The sequence below is a fragment of the Streptomyces sp. NPDC086777 genome (assembly GCF_040702065.1).
Taxonomy (GTDB): Bacteria; Actinomycetota; Actinomycetes; order Streptomycetales; family Streptomycetaceae; genus Streptomyces.
In genome coordinates this window covers 33,808-49,515 of record NZ_JBFBJI010000019.1, presented here as the reverse complement: position 1 = coordinate 49,515, position 15,708 = coordinate 33,808, and the positions used below count along the sequence as shown (strand labels likewise).

The 15,708-nt window shown below is 70.6% G+C and carries 12 protein-coding genes; 2 read left to right on the top strand and 10 right to left on the bottom strand.

Going from position 1 to position 15,708, the window contains the following annotated elements; translation table 11 throughout:
• Positions 1-24: 24 nt before the first annotated feature.
• From AB0472_RS25635 to AB0472_RS25595, 9 genes are all read right to left on the bottom strand, one after another.
• Positions 25-4,173, bottom strand: coding sequence for a carboxypeptidase regulatory-like domain-containing protein (locus AB0472_RS25635; protein ID WP_366359351.1), 4,149 nt, complete (start codon positions 4,171-4,173; stop codon positions 25-27).
• Between the two features lie 509 nt (positions 4,174-4,682).
• A complete protein-coding gene (locus AB0472_RS25630) occupies positions 4,683-5,738 on the bottom strand; it encodes a helix-turn-helix domain-containing protein (RefSeq protein WP_366359349.1) in 1,056 nt (351 codons plus the stop codon).
• Positions 5,739-5,905: 167 nt separating this feature from the next.
• Positions 5,906-6,379, bottom strand: a complete 474-nt coding sequence (locus AB0472_RS25625; protein WP_366359347.1) for a cupin domain-containing protein — start codon at positions 6,377-6,379, stop codon at positions 5,906-5,908.
• A 60-nt stretch (positions 6,380-6,439) separates the two neighbouring features.
• Positions 6,440-7,948 carry a CoA-acylating methylmalonate-semialdehyde dehydrogenase gene (locus AB0472_RS25620; RefSeq protein ID WP_366359345.1) on the bottom strand — a complete coding sequence of 503 codons (1,509 nt, stop codon included), beginning with the start codon at positions 7,946-7,948 and terminating at the stop codon, positions 6,440-6,442.
• 280 nt (positions 7,949-8,228) lie between these two features.
• A complete protein-coding gene (locus tag AB0472_RS25615; RefSeq protein ID WP_366359343.1) occupies positions 8,229-9,077 on the bottom strand; it encodes a class II fructose-bisphosphate aldolase in 849 nt (282 codons plus the stop codon).
• Between the two features lie 108 nt (positions 9,078-9,185).
• On the bottom strand, positions 9,186-10,109 hold the full coding sequence (locus tag AB0472_RS25610; RefSeq protein ID WP_366359341.1) for a DMT family transporter: 924 nt from the start codon (positions 10,107-10,109) through the stop codon (positions 9,186-9,188).
• Positions 10,102-11,106 (bottom strand): BadF/BadG/BcrA/BcrD ATPase family protein, encoded by a 1,005-nt coding sequence (locus tag AB0472_RS25605; protein ID WP_366359339.1) that lies wholly within the window; start codon positions 11,104-11,106, stop codon positions 10,102-10,104. The genes AB0472_RS25610 and AB0472_RS25605 overlap by 8 nt, the downstream gene beginning before the upstream one ends.
• Before the next feature lie 34 nt (positions 11,107-11,140).
• On the bottom strand, positions 11,141-12,313 hold the full coding sequence (locus AB0472_RS25600) for an SIS domain-containing protein (protein ID WP_366359337.1): 1,173 nt from the start codon (positions 12,311-12,313) through the stop codon (positions 11,141-11,143).
• On the bottom strand, positions 12,310-13,602 hold the full coding sequence (locus AB0472_RS25595) for a D-tagatose-bisphosphate aldolase, class II, non-catalytic subunit (RefSeq protein ID WP_366359335.1): 1,293 nt from the start codon (positions 13,600-13,602) through the stop codon (positions 12,310-12,312). The genes AB0472_RS25600 and AB0472_RS25595 overlap by 4 nt, the downstream gene beginning before the upstream one ends.
• A gap of 149 nt (positions 13,603-13,751) precedes the next feature.
• Here AB0472_RS25595 and AB0472_RS25590 point away from each other — a divergent pair, with 149 nt between their 5' ends.
• Positions 13,752-14,546: a GntR family transcriptional regulator gene (locus AB0472_RS25590; RefSeq protein ID WP_366359333.1), complete on the top strand. Its 795-nt coding sequence runs from the start codon at positions 13,752-13,754 to the stop codon at positions 14,544-14,546.
• 64 nt (positions 14,547-14,610) lie between these two features.
• Here AB0472_RS25590 and AB0472_RS25585 read toward each other — a convergent pair whose 3' ends face one another.
• A complete protein-coding gene (locus tag AB0472_RS25585) occupies positions 14,611-15,138 on the bottom strand; it encodes a hypothetical protein (RefSeq protein WP_366359331.1) in 528 nt (175 codons plus the stop codon).
• Between AB0472_RS25585 and AB0472_RS25580 the strand changes: the two genes are divergently transcribed.
• The gene (locus AB0472_RS25580; RefSeq protein ID WP_366359329.1) at positions 15,109-15,633 is read left to right on the top strand and encodes an XRE family transcriptional regulator; all 525 of its coding nucleotides are present in this window, start codon (positions 15,109-15,111) and stop codon (positions 15,631-15,633) included. The genes AB0472_RS25585 and AB0472_RS25580 overlap by 30 nt on opposite strands.
• Positions 15,634-15,708: the final 75 nt, after the last annotated feature.

Genomic DNA, 15,708 nt, shown 5'->3' with positions numbered 1-15,708 from the left:
GGCACGCCGCCGGCGTCACGCGGGCTACCTGCGCTTCAGCGTGAAGTTGCTGGTGACCGTCGCTCCCTTCTGGATCTTGACCGTCGCAACGGTCGGCTGGTACCCGTCCTTGGCCACGATCACGGTCAGCGGGTTGTTGCGGGCGTCGAGCCAGAGTGCGTACGTGCCGTCTGCGGCGGTGGTCAGGGTGTACGTCGAGGCCCAGCTGTCGATCTGAACGGTCGCCCCGGCCAGCGGCGCGGTGCCGCCGGACGCCGTGGCGCCCAGGACGGTTCCGGTGATCTTGCCCCAGGTCTTGGGCGGGTTGACGTGCAGGCTGACCGGTACCCGGGGCACGGAGTACGGCGTGTCGGTGCCCACGGTGAGCGCGGCGGTGAAGTCACCGGGCTGGGTCACCTCGGCGACCGAGGCGTCCAGGGAGACGGTGACAGTCGCCTTCGCACCGGGCTGCAGCGTGAGCTGCTGGGTGCTCTCGCTCAGCCAGGTGATGTCGCCCGATCCGGTCTGGTCGTAGCCGGGCAGCAGCTCGGCCTTCGACGTCGGCGTGCTGGGCGCCGTGCCGCCGCCGATCTTGTAGAAGCCGGGAGCGCCACCGCCGCGGTACGTGGGGACGGCGGGGTTGGGCAGTGCGCTCCAGGTACCGGCCTTCGGGTCGAAGGCCTGGCTGCGGTTGGAGAGGGCGTTGTTGCCGACACCACCGGCCAGCAGCAGCTGTCCGTTGGCCGCCGTGTAGGCCGAACCCCACTGCGCGGCGGGCATGTCCGTGAGCTGGGACCAGCTGTTGGCGTCCGGGTCGTAGACGTAGGTGTGGATCACGTCGCTGTTGCCGGAACCCAGACCGCCCGCGCAATAGAGCAGGTCGTCTATGGCGCCACAGGCCTGCCACGCGATCGGCTCGGGGTAGGAGGCGATCGCGGACCACGAGTCGGACCTGGGGTCGTAGACACTGGCGTCGGTGGTGCCGCAGGAATCGGCGCCGCAACCGCCGATCATGTACAGCCTGCCGTCCAGGACGGCGCTGCCGGAGCCCGCGTACGGCTTGGGCGCGGACGCACCCGTGGTCCAGCTGTCCGAACCCGGGTCGTAGATCTCCAGTTTGGCGTCCGGGTCGCCGCTCGCGCCCCAGCCGCCGGCGGCGTAGAACTTGCCGTCGATGAAGCCGTGCGCGGGGGCCTCACGGGTGTCGGACGCGCTCGCCAGCTTCGTCCAGCTGCCGGCCACCGGGTCCAGGACGTACATGTCCTTGCTGTCGGCCGTTCCCGTGTACCCGTAGGCCGAGTACACCTTTCCGTCGTCCGTGCCGACGGCGTTGTCCATGATGGCGCCGGGGAAGTCCGGGACCGCCTGCCACGGGCCGTCGGCGGGCACGGCGGCCGGTTTCGCCGCTCCGCTCTTGGCGTGGGCCTTGCTGGACAGCGGGGTGTAGTCCCCCTTGACGGTCCGCAGCGCGGCGCCCTTGCCCTGCTGGGTGAAGGTACCGGACTGTTCGCCCAGTTGGACCGTGGCGGGTGCGCCGCCGGTGTTCTTCACCGTCAGGTTCTGCGTCTTGGACCCGCCCCAGGCCACGGTGGCGGCGACGGACGCGGGGGTGACGGTGATGTTCCCGGCCTTGAGGGTGAAGTCGGCCTCCACCGCGCTGTCGGCGCCCACCTTCACCGTCTTCGACAGGGAGGTGTACTTGGACTTGGCGGCGGTGAAGGCGTGGCTGCCGAAGGTGGTCGAGAAGAGGGAGTAATAGCCGTCGGAGAGGTTCGGGTCGTCAGGGGTGGCGACCGTGGTGGCCTTCTCGGCGGGCCTGTCCTGGCTGGTGACGGTGGCGCCGACCACGCCCGTGTCGGTGTTCGCGTCGCTCACGGTGCCGACGACGAGGGCACCGGGGGTGGGTGTGACCGCGCGTTCGCCGATGAAAACGTTGTCGACGGACCACCACCAGCCGAAGTGCGAGGTGAAGTGGAAGCGCAGCTGTACCGCCGGCTTGCCCGCGAAGTCGGTGAGCGGGACGGTGATCCGCTGGCCGGGGAAGATGGACGAGCCCGCGCTCCAGACCTTGGTCCAGGTCTCTCCGCCGTCTGCCGTGGCCTCCACGTCGGCGGTCTGGTTGTTGAACTGCTGGTACTGGGTGTTGAAGGCCAGCTCCGGGTCGTCCTTGCCGGTGAAGTCGTAGACCGGGGTCACCAGCGAGGTGTCCTGGCTGGCCGCGCCGCCGAAGTGGTCGCTGTCGGCGATGGCGAACGCCCCGTCACCACCGGTGCCGTTGCCGCGGTTGGCGGGGTCGTCGAACTCCCAGCCGCCCTCCGTGCCGTCCGCGTTGACCACGCTCCAGCCGCTCGGCGGGGCGTCGGTGGCGTCGAAGGGCTCGGTGTCGCCCTTGTCCTGGACCTGGTACCCGGGGGTGCTGGTGGCCCAGGAGTCGACCGGGACGGAGAAGCCCACGGTCTGGTCGGCGCTGCCGACGTCGACCTTCTTGGTGACGGCCCGGTAGCCGGTGGAGGCCGTGGCGACGTGCAGCGTGTAGGTGTGTCCCTGGGGCAGGTCGAGGCTGTAGGAGCCGGTCACCGGGTCGGTCCACACGGAGCCCGGCACACCGTCAGCGGTGATCTTGGCGTAGAGCGGCCATCCGTGGCCGGAGCCGTCGACGACCTTGCCGGCCACGGTCCGGCTGGGTACGGGGTCGAGGGAGAAGCTCTTCGTGAGTGTGGCGCCGTCGCCGACAACGATGTCGTGAGCCGAACCGTCGGCGTAGCCGAACGCCTGGACATCGATGTCGTAGGTGCCGGCCGGCACCGTCAGGGAGTACGCGCCGGAGGAGTCGGTGTGGGCGACGTTGGTGCCCGCGCTGACGGTGGCCGAAGCGACCGGCTTGCCGGTGGCGCTGTCGGTCACGGTCCCGGAGACCACGCCGTGCGGTCCGCTGCGGAACGCGGAGAGGCCCGCGGGGGTGCCCAGGCCGGTGGGACCGTCGTACCCGGTGGTGCCGTTGCACAGGTACGAGGGGGAGCAACTGCCGTTGCTGCCGGTGGTGATGTCGTTGATCCCGGCGCCCGCCGCGTACGGGTAGGCGTTCGGGTAGGTGCCGGGGACGGGCGTTCCGGCGTCGGCGTACACCGACGCGATGATGGGCGACGAGACGCTCGTGCCGCCGTACACCGCCCAGCCGCCGTTGCCGTAGGTCTGGTAGACCGCCACGTCCTCCGCGACGGCGGAGACGTCGGCGAGCGCCCGGTTGGCGCAGCCGGTGTCGTGCTGGAAGGCGGGCTTGGGCTCGTACAGGGAGCATCCGGAGCCGGCCAGGTTCCAGGCGGACTCGGTCCAGCCGCGCGGCGTGGAGGGCGCCCGGGTCAGTGTGGTGCCGCCGACGGCGGTCACGTACTGGGAGGCCGCCGGATAGCCGACACCGTAGCCGTAGTCGCCGGTGGACGCGGTGATCGCGACACCCGGGTGGTTGTAGTGGGCGTCCAGCGTGGTGGTCTCGGAGGGGTCCTCGCCGTTGCCGCCGCGGTAGTCGGAGCCGTACGAGTTGGAGACGAACTTCGCGCCGAGCGCGACCGCTTCGTCGACCGCCGCGGACAGGCCCTCGAAGCTGTTGTCGTCGGCTTCGACGAGCAGGATGTGGGCGTTGGGCGCGATCGCGGAGACCATGTCGAGGTCGAGCGATATCTCACCGGCCCAGCCCGGGTCCGGGGTGGGGTAGTGGGTGCCGCCGCGCTGGTCGACCTTCTGGAAGCAGCCGTTGTCCGTGGTGCAGGCGGGCAGTCCGTACTGCTCGCGGTAGACGGCCAGGTCCGCCTCGGCGGTCGGGTCGTCGAAGGCGTCGACGATGGCGACGGTCTGGCCGCTGCCGCCGTCGGCGCCCAGGTTGTACGCGCTCTGCAGATCGGTGGCGCCGTAGCCCTGAGGGGTCTCGGCCGTCCGCATCACGCCCTTGACCGACTTCACGTCGGAGCGGCGCAGGGCGAAGCAGGAGAAGTGACTGCGTTTGGCGACGGCACAGGTCGGCTCGAAGAGCGGACGTGTGTCCTTCGCGGTGGTGGACGTGTGTGCGGCGCTCGACGCTGATGCGGGGGCCTGCAGGCCGAGCAGCGCCATCGTGGTGGCGCCGAGGACGGCCAGACCGGTGGAGAGGGTGCGGCGGAGAGGGGATCTGGTTCTTGCTGCGGTGCCTGTGGTGCGCAACGTGTGACTCCCATGCGTGGTTGCTGGGGTCGACCCGTACACGGCTCTCGGGCGACGGTGAAGGGGTTGGTATTCACCGGGGGCCAATTAGCGGGAGGAGTAATTCGCCTGTCAATCATGCGCGTTGAGTGACAGTTGTGACGCACCGTCAGCGTCGTTGCACCGCCGGGGGATGCCGTACCGGCAATTCAGGGGTGTTTCACAGGGAATGCATGGTTCCGTCTGTCCGCTGATCGGACACGGGGTGCGGATCGGGGACCCGTGCTCACCGGTATGTGTCGAAGGCGTGAATACGACACGGCGTCAAACCGCCAGGCGACCGCGCTGACCAGCCGATACGAATGGTCGGACCTTTGTGCTGGTCACCCCGCCTGCTCCACGGAAACCCCACACGCCGAACGCCGCCGGGGCCCCGGCCCCCTGACCGACCTCCTTCCGTGGCTGGAATGAGACGGAACCGGCCGGGACTTGACCCCACCGCTGCGGTGCACGAGTGCGGCGCCGCCCGGCTACGACGACGGCGTGGAAAGGCCATCCTGATCCGGCCGCCACCAGCCACGGCCGGCGGCCAGCACTCCGGCCTGGAACCGGCTCGCCGCTCCGAGCCGGCCGAGGAGAGCCTGCACCCGGCGCTGCACCGTGCGATGTCCTATTCCCAGTTGACGCGCGATGGCCTCGTCCGACATCCCCATGGCGAGCAGCGAGATGATCTGCCGCTCCTCGTTGTTCACGAAATCGTCGTGGCCGTCGGACGCCGGCCTCCCGGGCAGATAGGGCTGCGCCTGCTCCCACAGCGACTCGAAGAGGGTGGACAGCGCGTCGAGCAGAGTGGAGGGATGGACCAGAATGCACGCGTCGAGAACCTGCGGCGTCGCCAACAGCGGGATCAGCGCCGCCTGTTCGTCCGCGATGATCAGTTTCATCGGCGCCTTGGGCAGGAAACGGACCTCTTCGCCGGCGGAGATGTCGACCTCCACCCGCGCCACCACTCCGGGCACGCTGAGGGTGTCACGAGCGTGGATGAAGCGGCTGCGCACACTGCGTCCGGCCACCGCCGTGGCGGAGCTGACGCGTTCGCCGTTGTTCGCCTGGGCATAGGGAGGCGCGTCGATGCCACGGATCTCCCGCTCCGCGCGCCTGAACAGCTGCTGTCCGCAGCGGGCCACGTCGTCACGTCCGGTGATCACCTGTATCAGCGCCGCCGAGTCCCGGCTGCGGCGGGCCTCACGATGCCGCTCCGCCAGCCGCGCGCTCAGGGCACGCACCCGGCGGATGTCACGTTCGCGGGCCAGCAGCAGCACTTCCAGTGCGTGGTCCGGCGGCAGAGCGGTGTAGGTGGGGGTGGCGCCGGGCAGCCGGGCGATCAGACCACCGTCCTCGAGCCGCATCAGAGACGCGACGGCCGTCTTGAGCTCGATGCCGGTACGGCTGCACAACTCGTCCGCCGACATCGGCGGATTGTCGACCAGGACGAGATACAGCACCTCTGCGGGCTGGTCCAGCCCGAGAACTTCCAACACCGTTGCCTCCGACGACAGCCTGGTCTGCGTGATCCCAATGATCACTCGGCCACCGGGTGTCGAACCGGGTTTCGTCGGGTTTCTGCGCACGCCGCCGGGTCGGGCTGTGGCGCGAACGAGCCGGCGGCCACCTCTGGGCCGTCGTTCCGGCGGGGCGGGCGAGTCCCGGCCCGCCGGACCCGGGGCCCCTCAAGCGGTGCGGCGACGGTGGGTCACTGATTCGGCCCGGACCGCCAGTCGGGGATGTTCTCGAGGTGCACGTCGTAGCGGTCCTGTTCAGGGACGAGCGACGCAAATTCCGTCTCGCCGCGGCTGATCGCCGCCAACTGCTCGAAGTAGCCGAACCGTTCGATGCCGGGGCTGAGGACGACGACCATGTCGGCCACCGTCCCCTCGGCAGCGCCGAAGGCGTGCGGCAGGCCGGGCGGTATGACGACGAGTCCGCCCTTGCCCACCGTGGTGAGCGTGTCGCCCAGGCGGAAGAGTACCGCCCCGTCGAGCACGTAGAAGACCTCGTGGGAGAGCTTGTGGTGGTGCGGCGGTGCCCCGTCCGCGCCGGTGTCGAGCGTCAGCCGACTGGCGCTGACCGCGCCTCCGTCGGCGAGCAGTTCGAACGCGCCGTTCTCGAGCAGCGCCCCGGCCGCGTCGCCGGGCTGCACCACCAGCGCCGGGTTCGTGAACTCCATGGTGGCTCCTTCGCCTCGGGACGAGTCAGGTGGGAGACCGGACGGTCCGTGCAGGCCCGGTCAGGCCGCGGTGGGAAAGCCCAGGTCCGGACCGGGAGCGACCTCCGCGAGGTCGGGCCAGCGGCTCGTGACGACCTTGCCGCGGGTGTAGAAGTGCACGGCTTCGCCGCCGTACATGCGGTGGTCGCCGAAGGCCGAGTCCTTCCAGCCGCCGAAGGAGTGGTAGCCCACCGGCACCGGCATCGGCACGTTCACGCCGACCATGCCGGTCTCGACCTCCAGCTGGAACCGGCGGGCCGCGCCGCCGTCCCGCGTGAAGATCGAGCTGGCATTGCCGAACGGCGAGCCGTTGACGATGCGCATGGCCTCCTCGTAGGTCTCGGCGCGCAGCACGCACAGCACCGGGCCGAAGATCTCGTTGCGGTAGGCGTCCGAGTCGGTGCGGACCCGGTCGAGGAGCGTGACGCCCATCCAGAATCCGTTCTCGAAGCCCTCGACGGTGAAGTCCCTTCCGTCGAGCACCACATCGGCTCCCTGGGCGGACGCGCCGGCGACATATTCCGCGACCTCGTCGCGGTGTGCCCGGGTGACCAGGGGCCCCATCTCGGACGCCGGGTCGTCGCCCGGACCGATCCTGACGTTCTTGGCCCGTTCGGCGATCCGTGGCACCAGCGCGTCGCCCGCGGACCCGACCGCGACCACCACGGAGACGGCCATGCAGCGTTGCCCCGCGGAGCCGTAGGCGGCGGTCACGGCCGCTTCCGCGGCCGCGTCGAGGTCGGCGTCCGGCAGGACCAGCATGTGGTTCTTGGCCCCGCCCAGAGCCTGCACCCGCTTACCGCCCGCGGACGCCCTGGTGTAGACGTGACGGGCGACCGGCGTGGAACCCACGAACGACACGGCCGCCACGTCGGGGTGGTCGAGCAGCGCGTTCACCGCGACCTCGTCACCGTGCACGATGTTGAGCACGCCGTCGGGGAGACCGGCCTCGGCCGCGAGCTCGGCGAGCAGCATGGACGCGGACGGCGCCTTGCTGCTCGGCTTGTGGACGAACGTGTTCCCGCAGGCGATCGCCATCGGGAACATCCACATGCTGATCATCGCGGGAAAATTGAACGGTGAGATGCCGACAACCACCCCGAGCGGCTGGCGGATGGTCGCCACGTCGACGCCGCTCGACACCTCCGTCGACATGTCACCCTTGAGGGCCGTGCCGAGTCCGCAGGCCAGTTCGACGATCTCCAGCCCGCGCGCCACCTCCCCGAGCGCGTCCGCGCGGACCTTGCCCTGCTCTGCGGTGATCAGCGCCGCGAGGTCGTCGCGGCGTGCGTGCAGCAGCTCGCGGTAGCGGAAGAGGATCGCGGTCCGCTGCGCGAGCGTCGACCCGCGCCAGGTGGCGTAGGCGGCCGTCGCCGCTGCGACCGCGGCGTCGACCTCGTCGGCACCGGCCATCGCGACCCGCGCGGTGATCTCACCGGTCGCGGGGTCGGTCACGGAGCCCCAGGTGCCGAAGGCGCCGGCAGCGGCGTCGAAGGGCCTGCCGCCGATCCAGTGGTTGACGGTCTTCATCGGCGGAACTCCTTCAAAGTTGACGACAGCGGGGGGGTGAGGTCCATGTCGTTCACCTCACGTGCCTCGACCTCGGCCGGGCGGTCCGCGATCCCTGTCGGGGACCCACTGCCCACGCCCGGCGGAACGGGGCTGCTGGCATCGAAGCTACGCCGCGGGCCCACGCGATCGTCCACTTCGGAGCCATGAGGCGGGAAGTGCCGGTGTCGGGTCCGGAAGTGCAGTGGGGCAGGTCACTCGGAAGTCGTTCCAGGAGTGGCAGGCGGCTGACCGGTGACGGTCAGTGAGCCAGCACGCTGAGCATGCCGTACACGGTGCTCGCAACGGCGTCGCGCCCGGGGCCCAGGTACTTGCGCGGGTCGGTCAGCGCGGGCAGTGAGTCCAGCGTGTCGCGCACGACCCGGGTCAGGGATATGTTGAGCGCCGTTCCGATGTTGATCTTCACGATGCCGGCCCGGACGGCGGAACGGAGTTCGCCGTCGGGGACTCCGGAGGAGCCGTGCAGTACCAGGGGCACCGGAACCGCTTCCCGGAGCCGTTCGACGAGCGCGTGGTCCAGCGTCGCCGACCGCTCGGTCATGGCGTGGCTGCTGCCCACCGCGACCGCGAGGGCGTCCACGCCGGTGCGCGCCACGTAATCGGCGGCTTCCGCCGGGTCGGTGCGCACGCCGGCGGCGTGCGCGCTCGCGGGGGAGTCCGGTTTGCCTCCCACGTATCCCAGCTCGGCCTCCAGCCAGAGCCCCGCGTCGTGCGCCCACCGTGCCGCCGCTGCGGTGGCGGAGACGTTCTCGGCGTAGGGCAGGGCCCCGGCGTCGAACATCACGGAGGAGAAACCGCAGTCGGCCGCCTGGTGCAGCAGCTCCACGTCGGTCACGTGGTCGAGGTGCAGCGCGACGTCGACCGTGCTGGACCGGGCCATCGCCGCCGCGGCCAGGGCGAGCGGGAGGAGCTGGCCCCTGTGATACCGCACGGCGTTCTCGCTGATCTGCAGGATCACGGGCCGTTCGGCTGCCTCGGCCCCTGTGACGATGCCCTCGGCATGCTCCAGGGTGATGACGTTGAAGGCGGTGACGCTACGGCGCTCGGTGGCGGCGTGGGCGACCAACTCGCCGGTGGGGACCAGAGGCATGTGTGCTCCTCGCGCGGGGGCTGTCTGAACCTGAGATGTCCGGATGCGGTGGTTCGGATCAGGCCGGCACCCGTGCGGGCCTGATCCGAACCACCGGAGAGCGGAGGCCTACGGGCCCGTCAGCGGTGCCGACGGCACCCGGGCCTCGGGCAGCTCTTCGCGCTTCTCGTCGGCGTACACCATCAGGGTGGATCCGCCGAGGGCGAGGACGATGCCGATGGTCCCCCATATCGTCGGCAGCGTCTGGTAGACGATCAGCGACAGCACGATGGTGAGCACGGGGGCCAGGGCGTTGGTGACGGGTGCGACGACGCTGGCCTTGCCGCGGCTGAGCGCCATGACGAGGAACAACGCGCCCACGGCGTTGAGGACCTGGGTGCCGGCGGTGAGTGCCGGGGCCTGCCACGGCGCGTCGGGCAGTCCGCCCATCATGGCGACGGCCACGGGGACGAGCAGCAGACCGCTGATCGTCATCCACCCGAACGTGGTGGCGTCGTTGACGTCGGCGAGGGCGGCCTTGCGCATGAAGAACGCCTGGGCGCCCCACGCCACGCAGATGAGGACGGACAGCAGCAGCCAGGACCCGGTGTCGGCCGAGCCGTGGTCGCCCGCGGGGATGCTGATGAGCACGATGGCGATCAGCGCGGCCACCACGCCGATGACGGCGAGCTTTCCGATCCGCTCCCTGAGCAGGGCCACCGCCATCAGGACGGTGATCACCGGGGAGAGCGAGACGACCGGGAAGATCAGGTAGGCGGGACCGTTGGACAGCGCCTGGAACAGCAGGAGTTGGCCGCCCGCTCCGGTGAGTCCCGCCGCGAGTCCGTAGAAGGCGGCGACCGGCCGGCGGTCGAACCGCTGGCGGCGCAGCGCGACCGCCGCGGGCAGCAGCATGGTGAAGGCCCAGATGACGTAGATCATCTCGTTGGGATAGCCGTACCGTTCGGTGGGCTGGCTGGAGAACGCGCCCCAGACGCCCCAGAACAGCACCAGCAGGCCCGCGTACAGGATCCAGTTTCTTTGGTCACGCATGGTGGTTCTCCGTGGGGGTGATCTCCGAGGAGGAGCGCAGGGCGGCGAGCGCCGCGGTGTCGAGAGGGGTGCCGGCGAGCTTCGCCGCGTAGAGGGCCGCGCCGACCACGGGCTCGAACAGGGGCCGGCGCAGTTCGTAGTGGGCGGTGCCGGCGCGGAGTTCGGTGGTGAACGCGTCGAGCACGGCGGCCGAGCGGAAGACGCCGCCCGAGTAGGACACCGGGACGGGTTCGGTCTCGGCGAAGCCCAGCCGGCGCCGCGCACTGTCCACCAGCAGGGCCAGTTCCCGGCCGGCCTCGGTGAGGACGGCGGCGGCCTGCGTGTCGCCCAGCCCGGCCGCCTCGACCACGAGGGGACTCAGCGAGGCGATCTCGCTGCGGTGCCCCTGCCACCGGTTGAGGACGACGTCGATGACCTCGAGGTCGGTGGTCAGAGCGAGATGGCGGCGCAGGAGGTCCGCGAGCGGACCTTCGGGCAGCCGGCCGTCGCTCATCCGGGAGAACACGTTCAGCGCGCGGGCGGCGATCCAGTACGCCGATCCCTCGTCGCTGAACAGTTCGCTCCAGCCTCCGGTGCGCACACCGCTGCCGTTGCGCTCGCCGTAGGTCATCGAGCCGGTGCCGCTGATGACGTTGATGCCGTCCACAGCGCCGAGCGAACCGGCCCAGCCGCAGATCATGTCGTTGTCGCACGCGTAACGCCGGTGTCCCAGCACCTCGCCGGGGACGGCGTCCAGCGCGGCGACGTCGCCGGGGACCTCGCCGTACCCGGGCAGGCCCAGGAACGCGTGGGCGATGTCCGCCGTCGTGATGCCCGCGCCCTCCGTCACGGCCCGGATTCCCTCGCGCAGGACCTGCGCGACGTGCTCCACGCCTCCCGTGCCGTTGTCCGCGAAGTAGTACGCACCCTCCGCGACGGCCCGGGCCCTGATCGCGCCCGCACGGTCGATGAGGCAGAAGGCTGTCTTGGTGCCTCCGCCGTCCACACCCAGAAACATCGTTGTTCCTCCGCTCGGCTCTGTCTGAACGCTGTTAGACGACGTCGTCGCGTCGCTGGGGGAGCGGATGCACGGTCACGCCCTGCACCACGCGGTTCACCTCTCCGGAGGGGAACGGGTTGTCGGGCCGGATGCCCTGGTGCAGGGACGCGCGCAGCGCGATCAGCTGGGCACACAGCACCGCGGGAAGGGCGAGGACGGTGTCGTCGACGCCGGCGAGCCCGGGGAGCAGCCAGGTGTCGTCACCGGGCAGCCCGTCCTGCGACGCGGAGACGGCGACGACGCTGCCCTGCGGCAGCCCCGCGCGCAGTTCGGCGAGGATGTCGAGGTCGTAGCGGCGCGTGTAGGGGTCGTTCGACACGTAGACGACGACGGCCGTGCGGTCGTTCAGGATGGACTTGGGGCCGTGGCGGAAGCCGAGTGAGGACTCCGAGGACGCCACGAGCGCGCCTCCGGTCAGCTCCAGCAGCTTCAGTGCAGACTCCTGGGCGAGCCCCTTGAGCGCGCTGCTGCTGCCCAGGTACACAAGCCGTTCGGGTTCGCGGGCCAGCAGTTCTTCGATCTGCGGGCTGACGCCGCCCGCGGTGATGTGCTCGGCCGCGGCGGCGGGTGCCTCGATGGCGTCCGGGGTGAGCGCGCCCAGGGCGAGCAGGGACGCCAGGAGCATGCCGGTGAAGCTCGACGTCATGGCGAAGCCCTGGTCGTTCGACGCGGCGGGCATCAGCAGGACGCGGGAGGAGGCGCTCTCGCCGTGCAGGCGTGCCAGCTGCCCGGCGCTGTTGCAGGTGATGACGAGGTGGCGCACGTGTGCCAGGACCTGGTCCGCCAGCCGGGTCGCCGCGACACTCTCGGGGCTGTCCCCGGACCGGGCGAACGACACGAGCAGCGTGGGGACGTCGTCGGGGAAGGACGCGTAGGGGTCGGCGACGATGTCGGTGGTGGAGACGGCATCGGTGCGGCGGCCGGTGGCGCGGGCGACCGCGGCCCGGACGACCTCTCCGGCGAAGGCCGAGGTACCGGCTCCCGTGAGGACGATGCGCAGGTCCTCGTCGGCGAGCAGGGGGGACAGGAAGGTGTCCAGGGAGGCGCGTTCACCGGCGACGATCGCCCCGACCTCACGCCACACGTCGGGCTGCTGGATGATCTCGGCGGTGGTGTGGTCGGCCCCGCGGTCCTGAGGTACCAGGTCCTGGGTGGTGGTCTTCACGCGTACTCCTTGTCGTGGGTGCGGCATGCACGGTCGTAGTCGCGCAGGACGTCGCGGACGTGGTCGACGACGAGGTCCCGCGGTGTCGCGGAAAGGGCCCCGGTCCTGACGCGCTGGTACTGGTTGGGCAGGTGGGCGCTGAGCAGCGGCAGCGGAATGTCGCGGCCCGAGAGGTTGGTGAACAGCCGGTCCTGGGCGGCGGCGATCTCGGGGTCGGGCCAGTAGTAACGCATGCGGTCGCTGTAGCTGTAGCGCCTGGCCAGCCGCTGATCGTCGGCGTCGCCGTCGTAGTAGCCCTCCCACCAGGAGGGCTCGTCGCGCATACGCCGGTCGACCACCTCGCTCAGCCGGGACCGGGATCCGGCCGGGACGAGCTCGTCCTCGATGTCGGCCAGCGCGAACAGGGCCTCGCGCAGCGCGAACGTCAGGCCGGGTCCTACCTTGAGCACCGCCCAGTGGTCCTCCACCAGGCCGGCGAGTCCTTCCACCGTCTGGTAGTCGGTCGAGTGGGCTTCGAAGACCATGGCGGGTTCGTCGGCGAGGACCGTGCGCAGCTCGGCCGTCCGCTCACGCCGGTAGTCGAACACCTGGAGGTGATCGAACTCCACACCGGGCTGGACGACCAGGGCCATGACGCGAGGCCATGCCCCCGCCACGCCGTGCCTCCCGAACGCGCGCCGGTTGTGCTCCAGCGTCAGTCGCGCGGCCTGCGGATTGGTGGCAGACATGCCTTCCAGCGTCTCGTGGGCTCCTCCCGGCACCGGAACCTCGGTTCCGATGACATAACGGAGGGTTCCGGCACAGTCGCCCGCGGTGGACTCGGCCACGCGTACCAGGCGTGCGGTGCGCTCGGCGACCAGTTCGTCGGTCAGCGGAGCGGCGTCGTCGGCACAGGCGAAGCTGCAGTCCAGGTGGATCTTCGTGAAGCCCGCCCGGACGTATGCCGCGACGAGCCTGTCCGCCTCGGCCATCGCTTCCGCCGAGGGCAGCGAACGCCATCGGTTGGGTCCCAGGTGGTCTCCGCCCAGCACGACCCGGTCCAGCGGCAGCCCGTGCTCGGCCGCGATGCCGTGCACGAGTTCGCGGAAGTCTTCGGGTCGCATGCCGGTGTAGCCGCCGTACTGGTCCACCTGGTTGGAGGTCGCCTCGGCGAGGACGGTGCCTCCCGATTCGAGGGCCTGGCGGACCGCTGCCTCGATGACCAGCGGATGGGCCGAGCAGACGGAGGTGATGCCGTGCGGTTCGCCTGCCTTCTGGCGGCGGACCACTTCATCCAAGGGGTTCCACATGATCACTCCAGGGTTCACCGAAGGGCGTCAGCCGCGTCTGTCGGCGCGCCTTCGGAAACGTGACTGGAACGGTACTGGTCTCGTTGGTGGCCGTCAATGGTCTGTTATTGGTATGGAACTGGTCTGCATGAAACTGGTATACATCTGGTATGTCTTCTTCGGACCGTGGTCTCCCTCAAGGGCTGTTGAGCGGAGACGCCCTGCCGCTGTACTCCCAGGTCGCCGGACGCCTCCTGGACGACATCGCCGAGAAGGGCGCCCGCCCGGGAGACCGGCTGCCCTCGGAGCGGGCACTGGCCATCCGGTACGGCGTCTCCCGCGTCACCCTTCGCTCCGCCCTGAACGAACTCGCGGAGCGCCAAGTCATCGAGTCCGCGCCGGCCCGCGGCTGGTTCCTCGCCGAGGGCTACGAACGCGTCGCCCCCGTGCCGCCCGCGCCGTCGGCGGGTCAGGCGGCAGCCCAGTCGGTCCAGGGTTTCGCCGACTACGCCGAACAGCAGGGACTGCGGCTGCGCGACGCGGTCCTGGAGACCAGGGTCCGTCCCGCCACGGTCCAGGAGTCCGAACAGCTGAGGGTCGGCCCGGGAGCCGCGCTCTTCGAGATGCGCCGACTGCGCTACCTGGACGACATCGTCGTGGTGCTGGAGCACAACCGGCTGCCGCTCGCGCTGTGCCCGGAGCTCGCGGAGACGGACTTCACCACGCACACGCTCTTCGCCACACTCCGCCGCGCCGACCCGCCCCAACTGCCCAAGGTCGCCGACTACTCCGTGGAGGCCCGCCACCCGACGGCGGAGGAACGCCGACTGCTCGAAATCACCGACGCGACCCCGGTGCTCGTCGCCACCCAGCTCGCCTTCAACCAGAACGGACAGCCCCTCGAACTCACCGCGGCCGCCTACCGCGGCGACCGGTACCACTTCCGGGCCTCCATCACAGGGTGAGTGCGTCACTCGGACGCCCCGACGGACGTGGGCGACGGCTGTGCGTCGCCGTGGGGCGGGTGCTTCACCGCGCGCGTGCGGACACGGGCTCCAGGGCGACCGGCCCGGTCCGCGACAGGTGGGCGACGAAGAAGAGCACTGCGCCACAGCCGGCGACCACGAGCCAACCCGGGTGCGACGCGTGTGCGAGGGCAGAGCCCGCCTGCCGTGATGAAGCCGCCGGCGAGGAGCGGCGGCAGCCGTGGTCCCGAGCGGGCGACCAGGCGGCCGGACCAGGGGGCGAGGACCGTCGCTCCGGCCGCCGGCGGCAGGGCCGCCACACCTGCGGCCGGCGGCGTCCGCTGCCGGGTGTGCTGCGGTAGAGGGTGTTGAGCAGCAGCGTCGTGTCCAGGGCGACGAAGACCGCGACCGCGCCCACCACGGCCCCGCTGAAGACCGGGCGCCTGAAGAGCCGCAGGTCCATCAGCGGCTCCGGCCGGCGGGACTCGACCCACACGAATCCTCCCGCCGCCACGGCAGCGCAGGCGTATCCCGTCAGCGTCGCGGACGACGTCCAGCCGAGGTGCGGCCCTTCGATCAGGACGCCGACCACGGCCGCGCGATCTCCGTCAGCACCCTGTCCCGACGGGAAGCGGGCAAGCGGCGGCCGTCCCTGGACCTGCTGATCCCGCTGGCCCGGGCACACCGCATCGCACTCGACCAACTGGTGGCAGCACCGGCCGGCGGCGAACCCAGGGTGCACCTCCAGCCGCTGCGCATGAACCGCGGGAGCGTCCTCGTGCCGCTGACGCAGTATCCGGGCCGTGTGCAGGTCTTCAAGCAGGTACTGGCACCCCGCCCGCCGGAACTGGTCACGCACGAGGGCTACGAATGGCTCTACGTCCTCGCCGGCCGGCAGCTCCTCGTCCTCGGGGAGCAGAACTTCACGCCACGGCCCGGTGAGGTGGCCGAGTTCGACACCACCGAACCCCACTGGTTCGGGCCCGCGGACACGGACACCGTGGAGATCCTGCACCTGTACGGCCCACGAGGAGTCCACGCCGTCGTACGCGCCAGGCCCTCCACGGCCGAAGAGCGCTCCCGGTGATCCCCACGTTCCTCGGCCGGCCGTCAGTTACCGAAACGGTTCGTGGACGTGGACCTCTGCGGCTTCTTCATATAT

Coding starts and splice junctions, on each gene's coding strand:
- AB0472_RS25625 (WP_366359347.1), bottom strand. CDS start 6,379: ATGGAGTTCACGAACCCGGCGCTGGTGGTGCAGCCCGGCGACGCGGCC.
- AB0472_RS25620 (WP_366359345.1), bottom strand. CDS start 7,948: ATGAAGACCGTCAACCACTGGATCGGCGGCAGGCCCTTCGACGCCGCT.
- AB0472_RS25615 (WP_366359343.1), bottom strand. CDS start 9,077: ATGCCTCTGGTCCCCACCGGCGAGTTGGTCGCCCACGCCGCCACCGAG.
- AB0472_RS25610 (WP_366359341.1), bottom strand. CDS start 10,109: ATGCGTGACCAAAGAAACTGGATCCTGTACGCGGGCCTGCTGGTGCTG.
- AB0472_RS25605 (WP_366359339.1), bottom strand. CDS start 11,106: ATGTTTCTGGGTGTGGACGGCGGAGGCACCAAGACAGCCTTCTGCCTC.
- AB0472_RS25595 (WP_366359335.1), bottom strand. CDS start 13,602: ATGTGGAACCCCTTGGATGAAGTGGTCCGCCGCCAGAAGGCAGGCGAA.
- AB0472_RS25590 (WP_366359333.1), top strand. CDS start 13,752: ATGTCTTCTTCGGACCGTGGTCTCCCTCAAGGGCTGTTGAGCGGAGAC.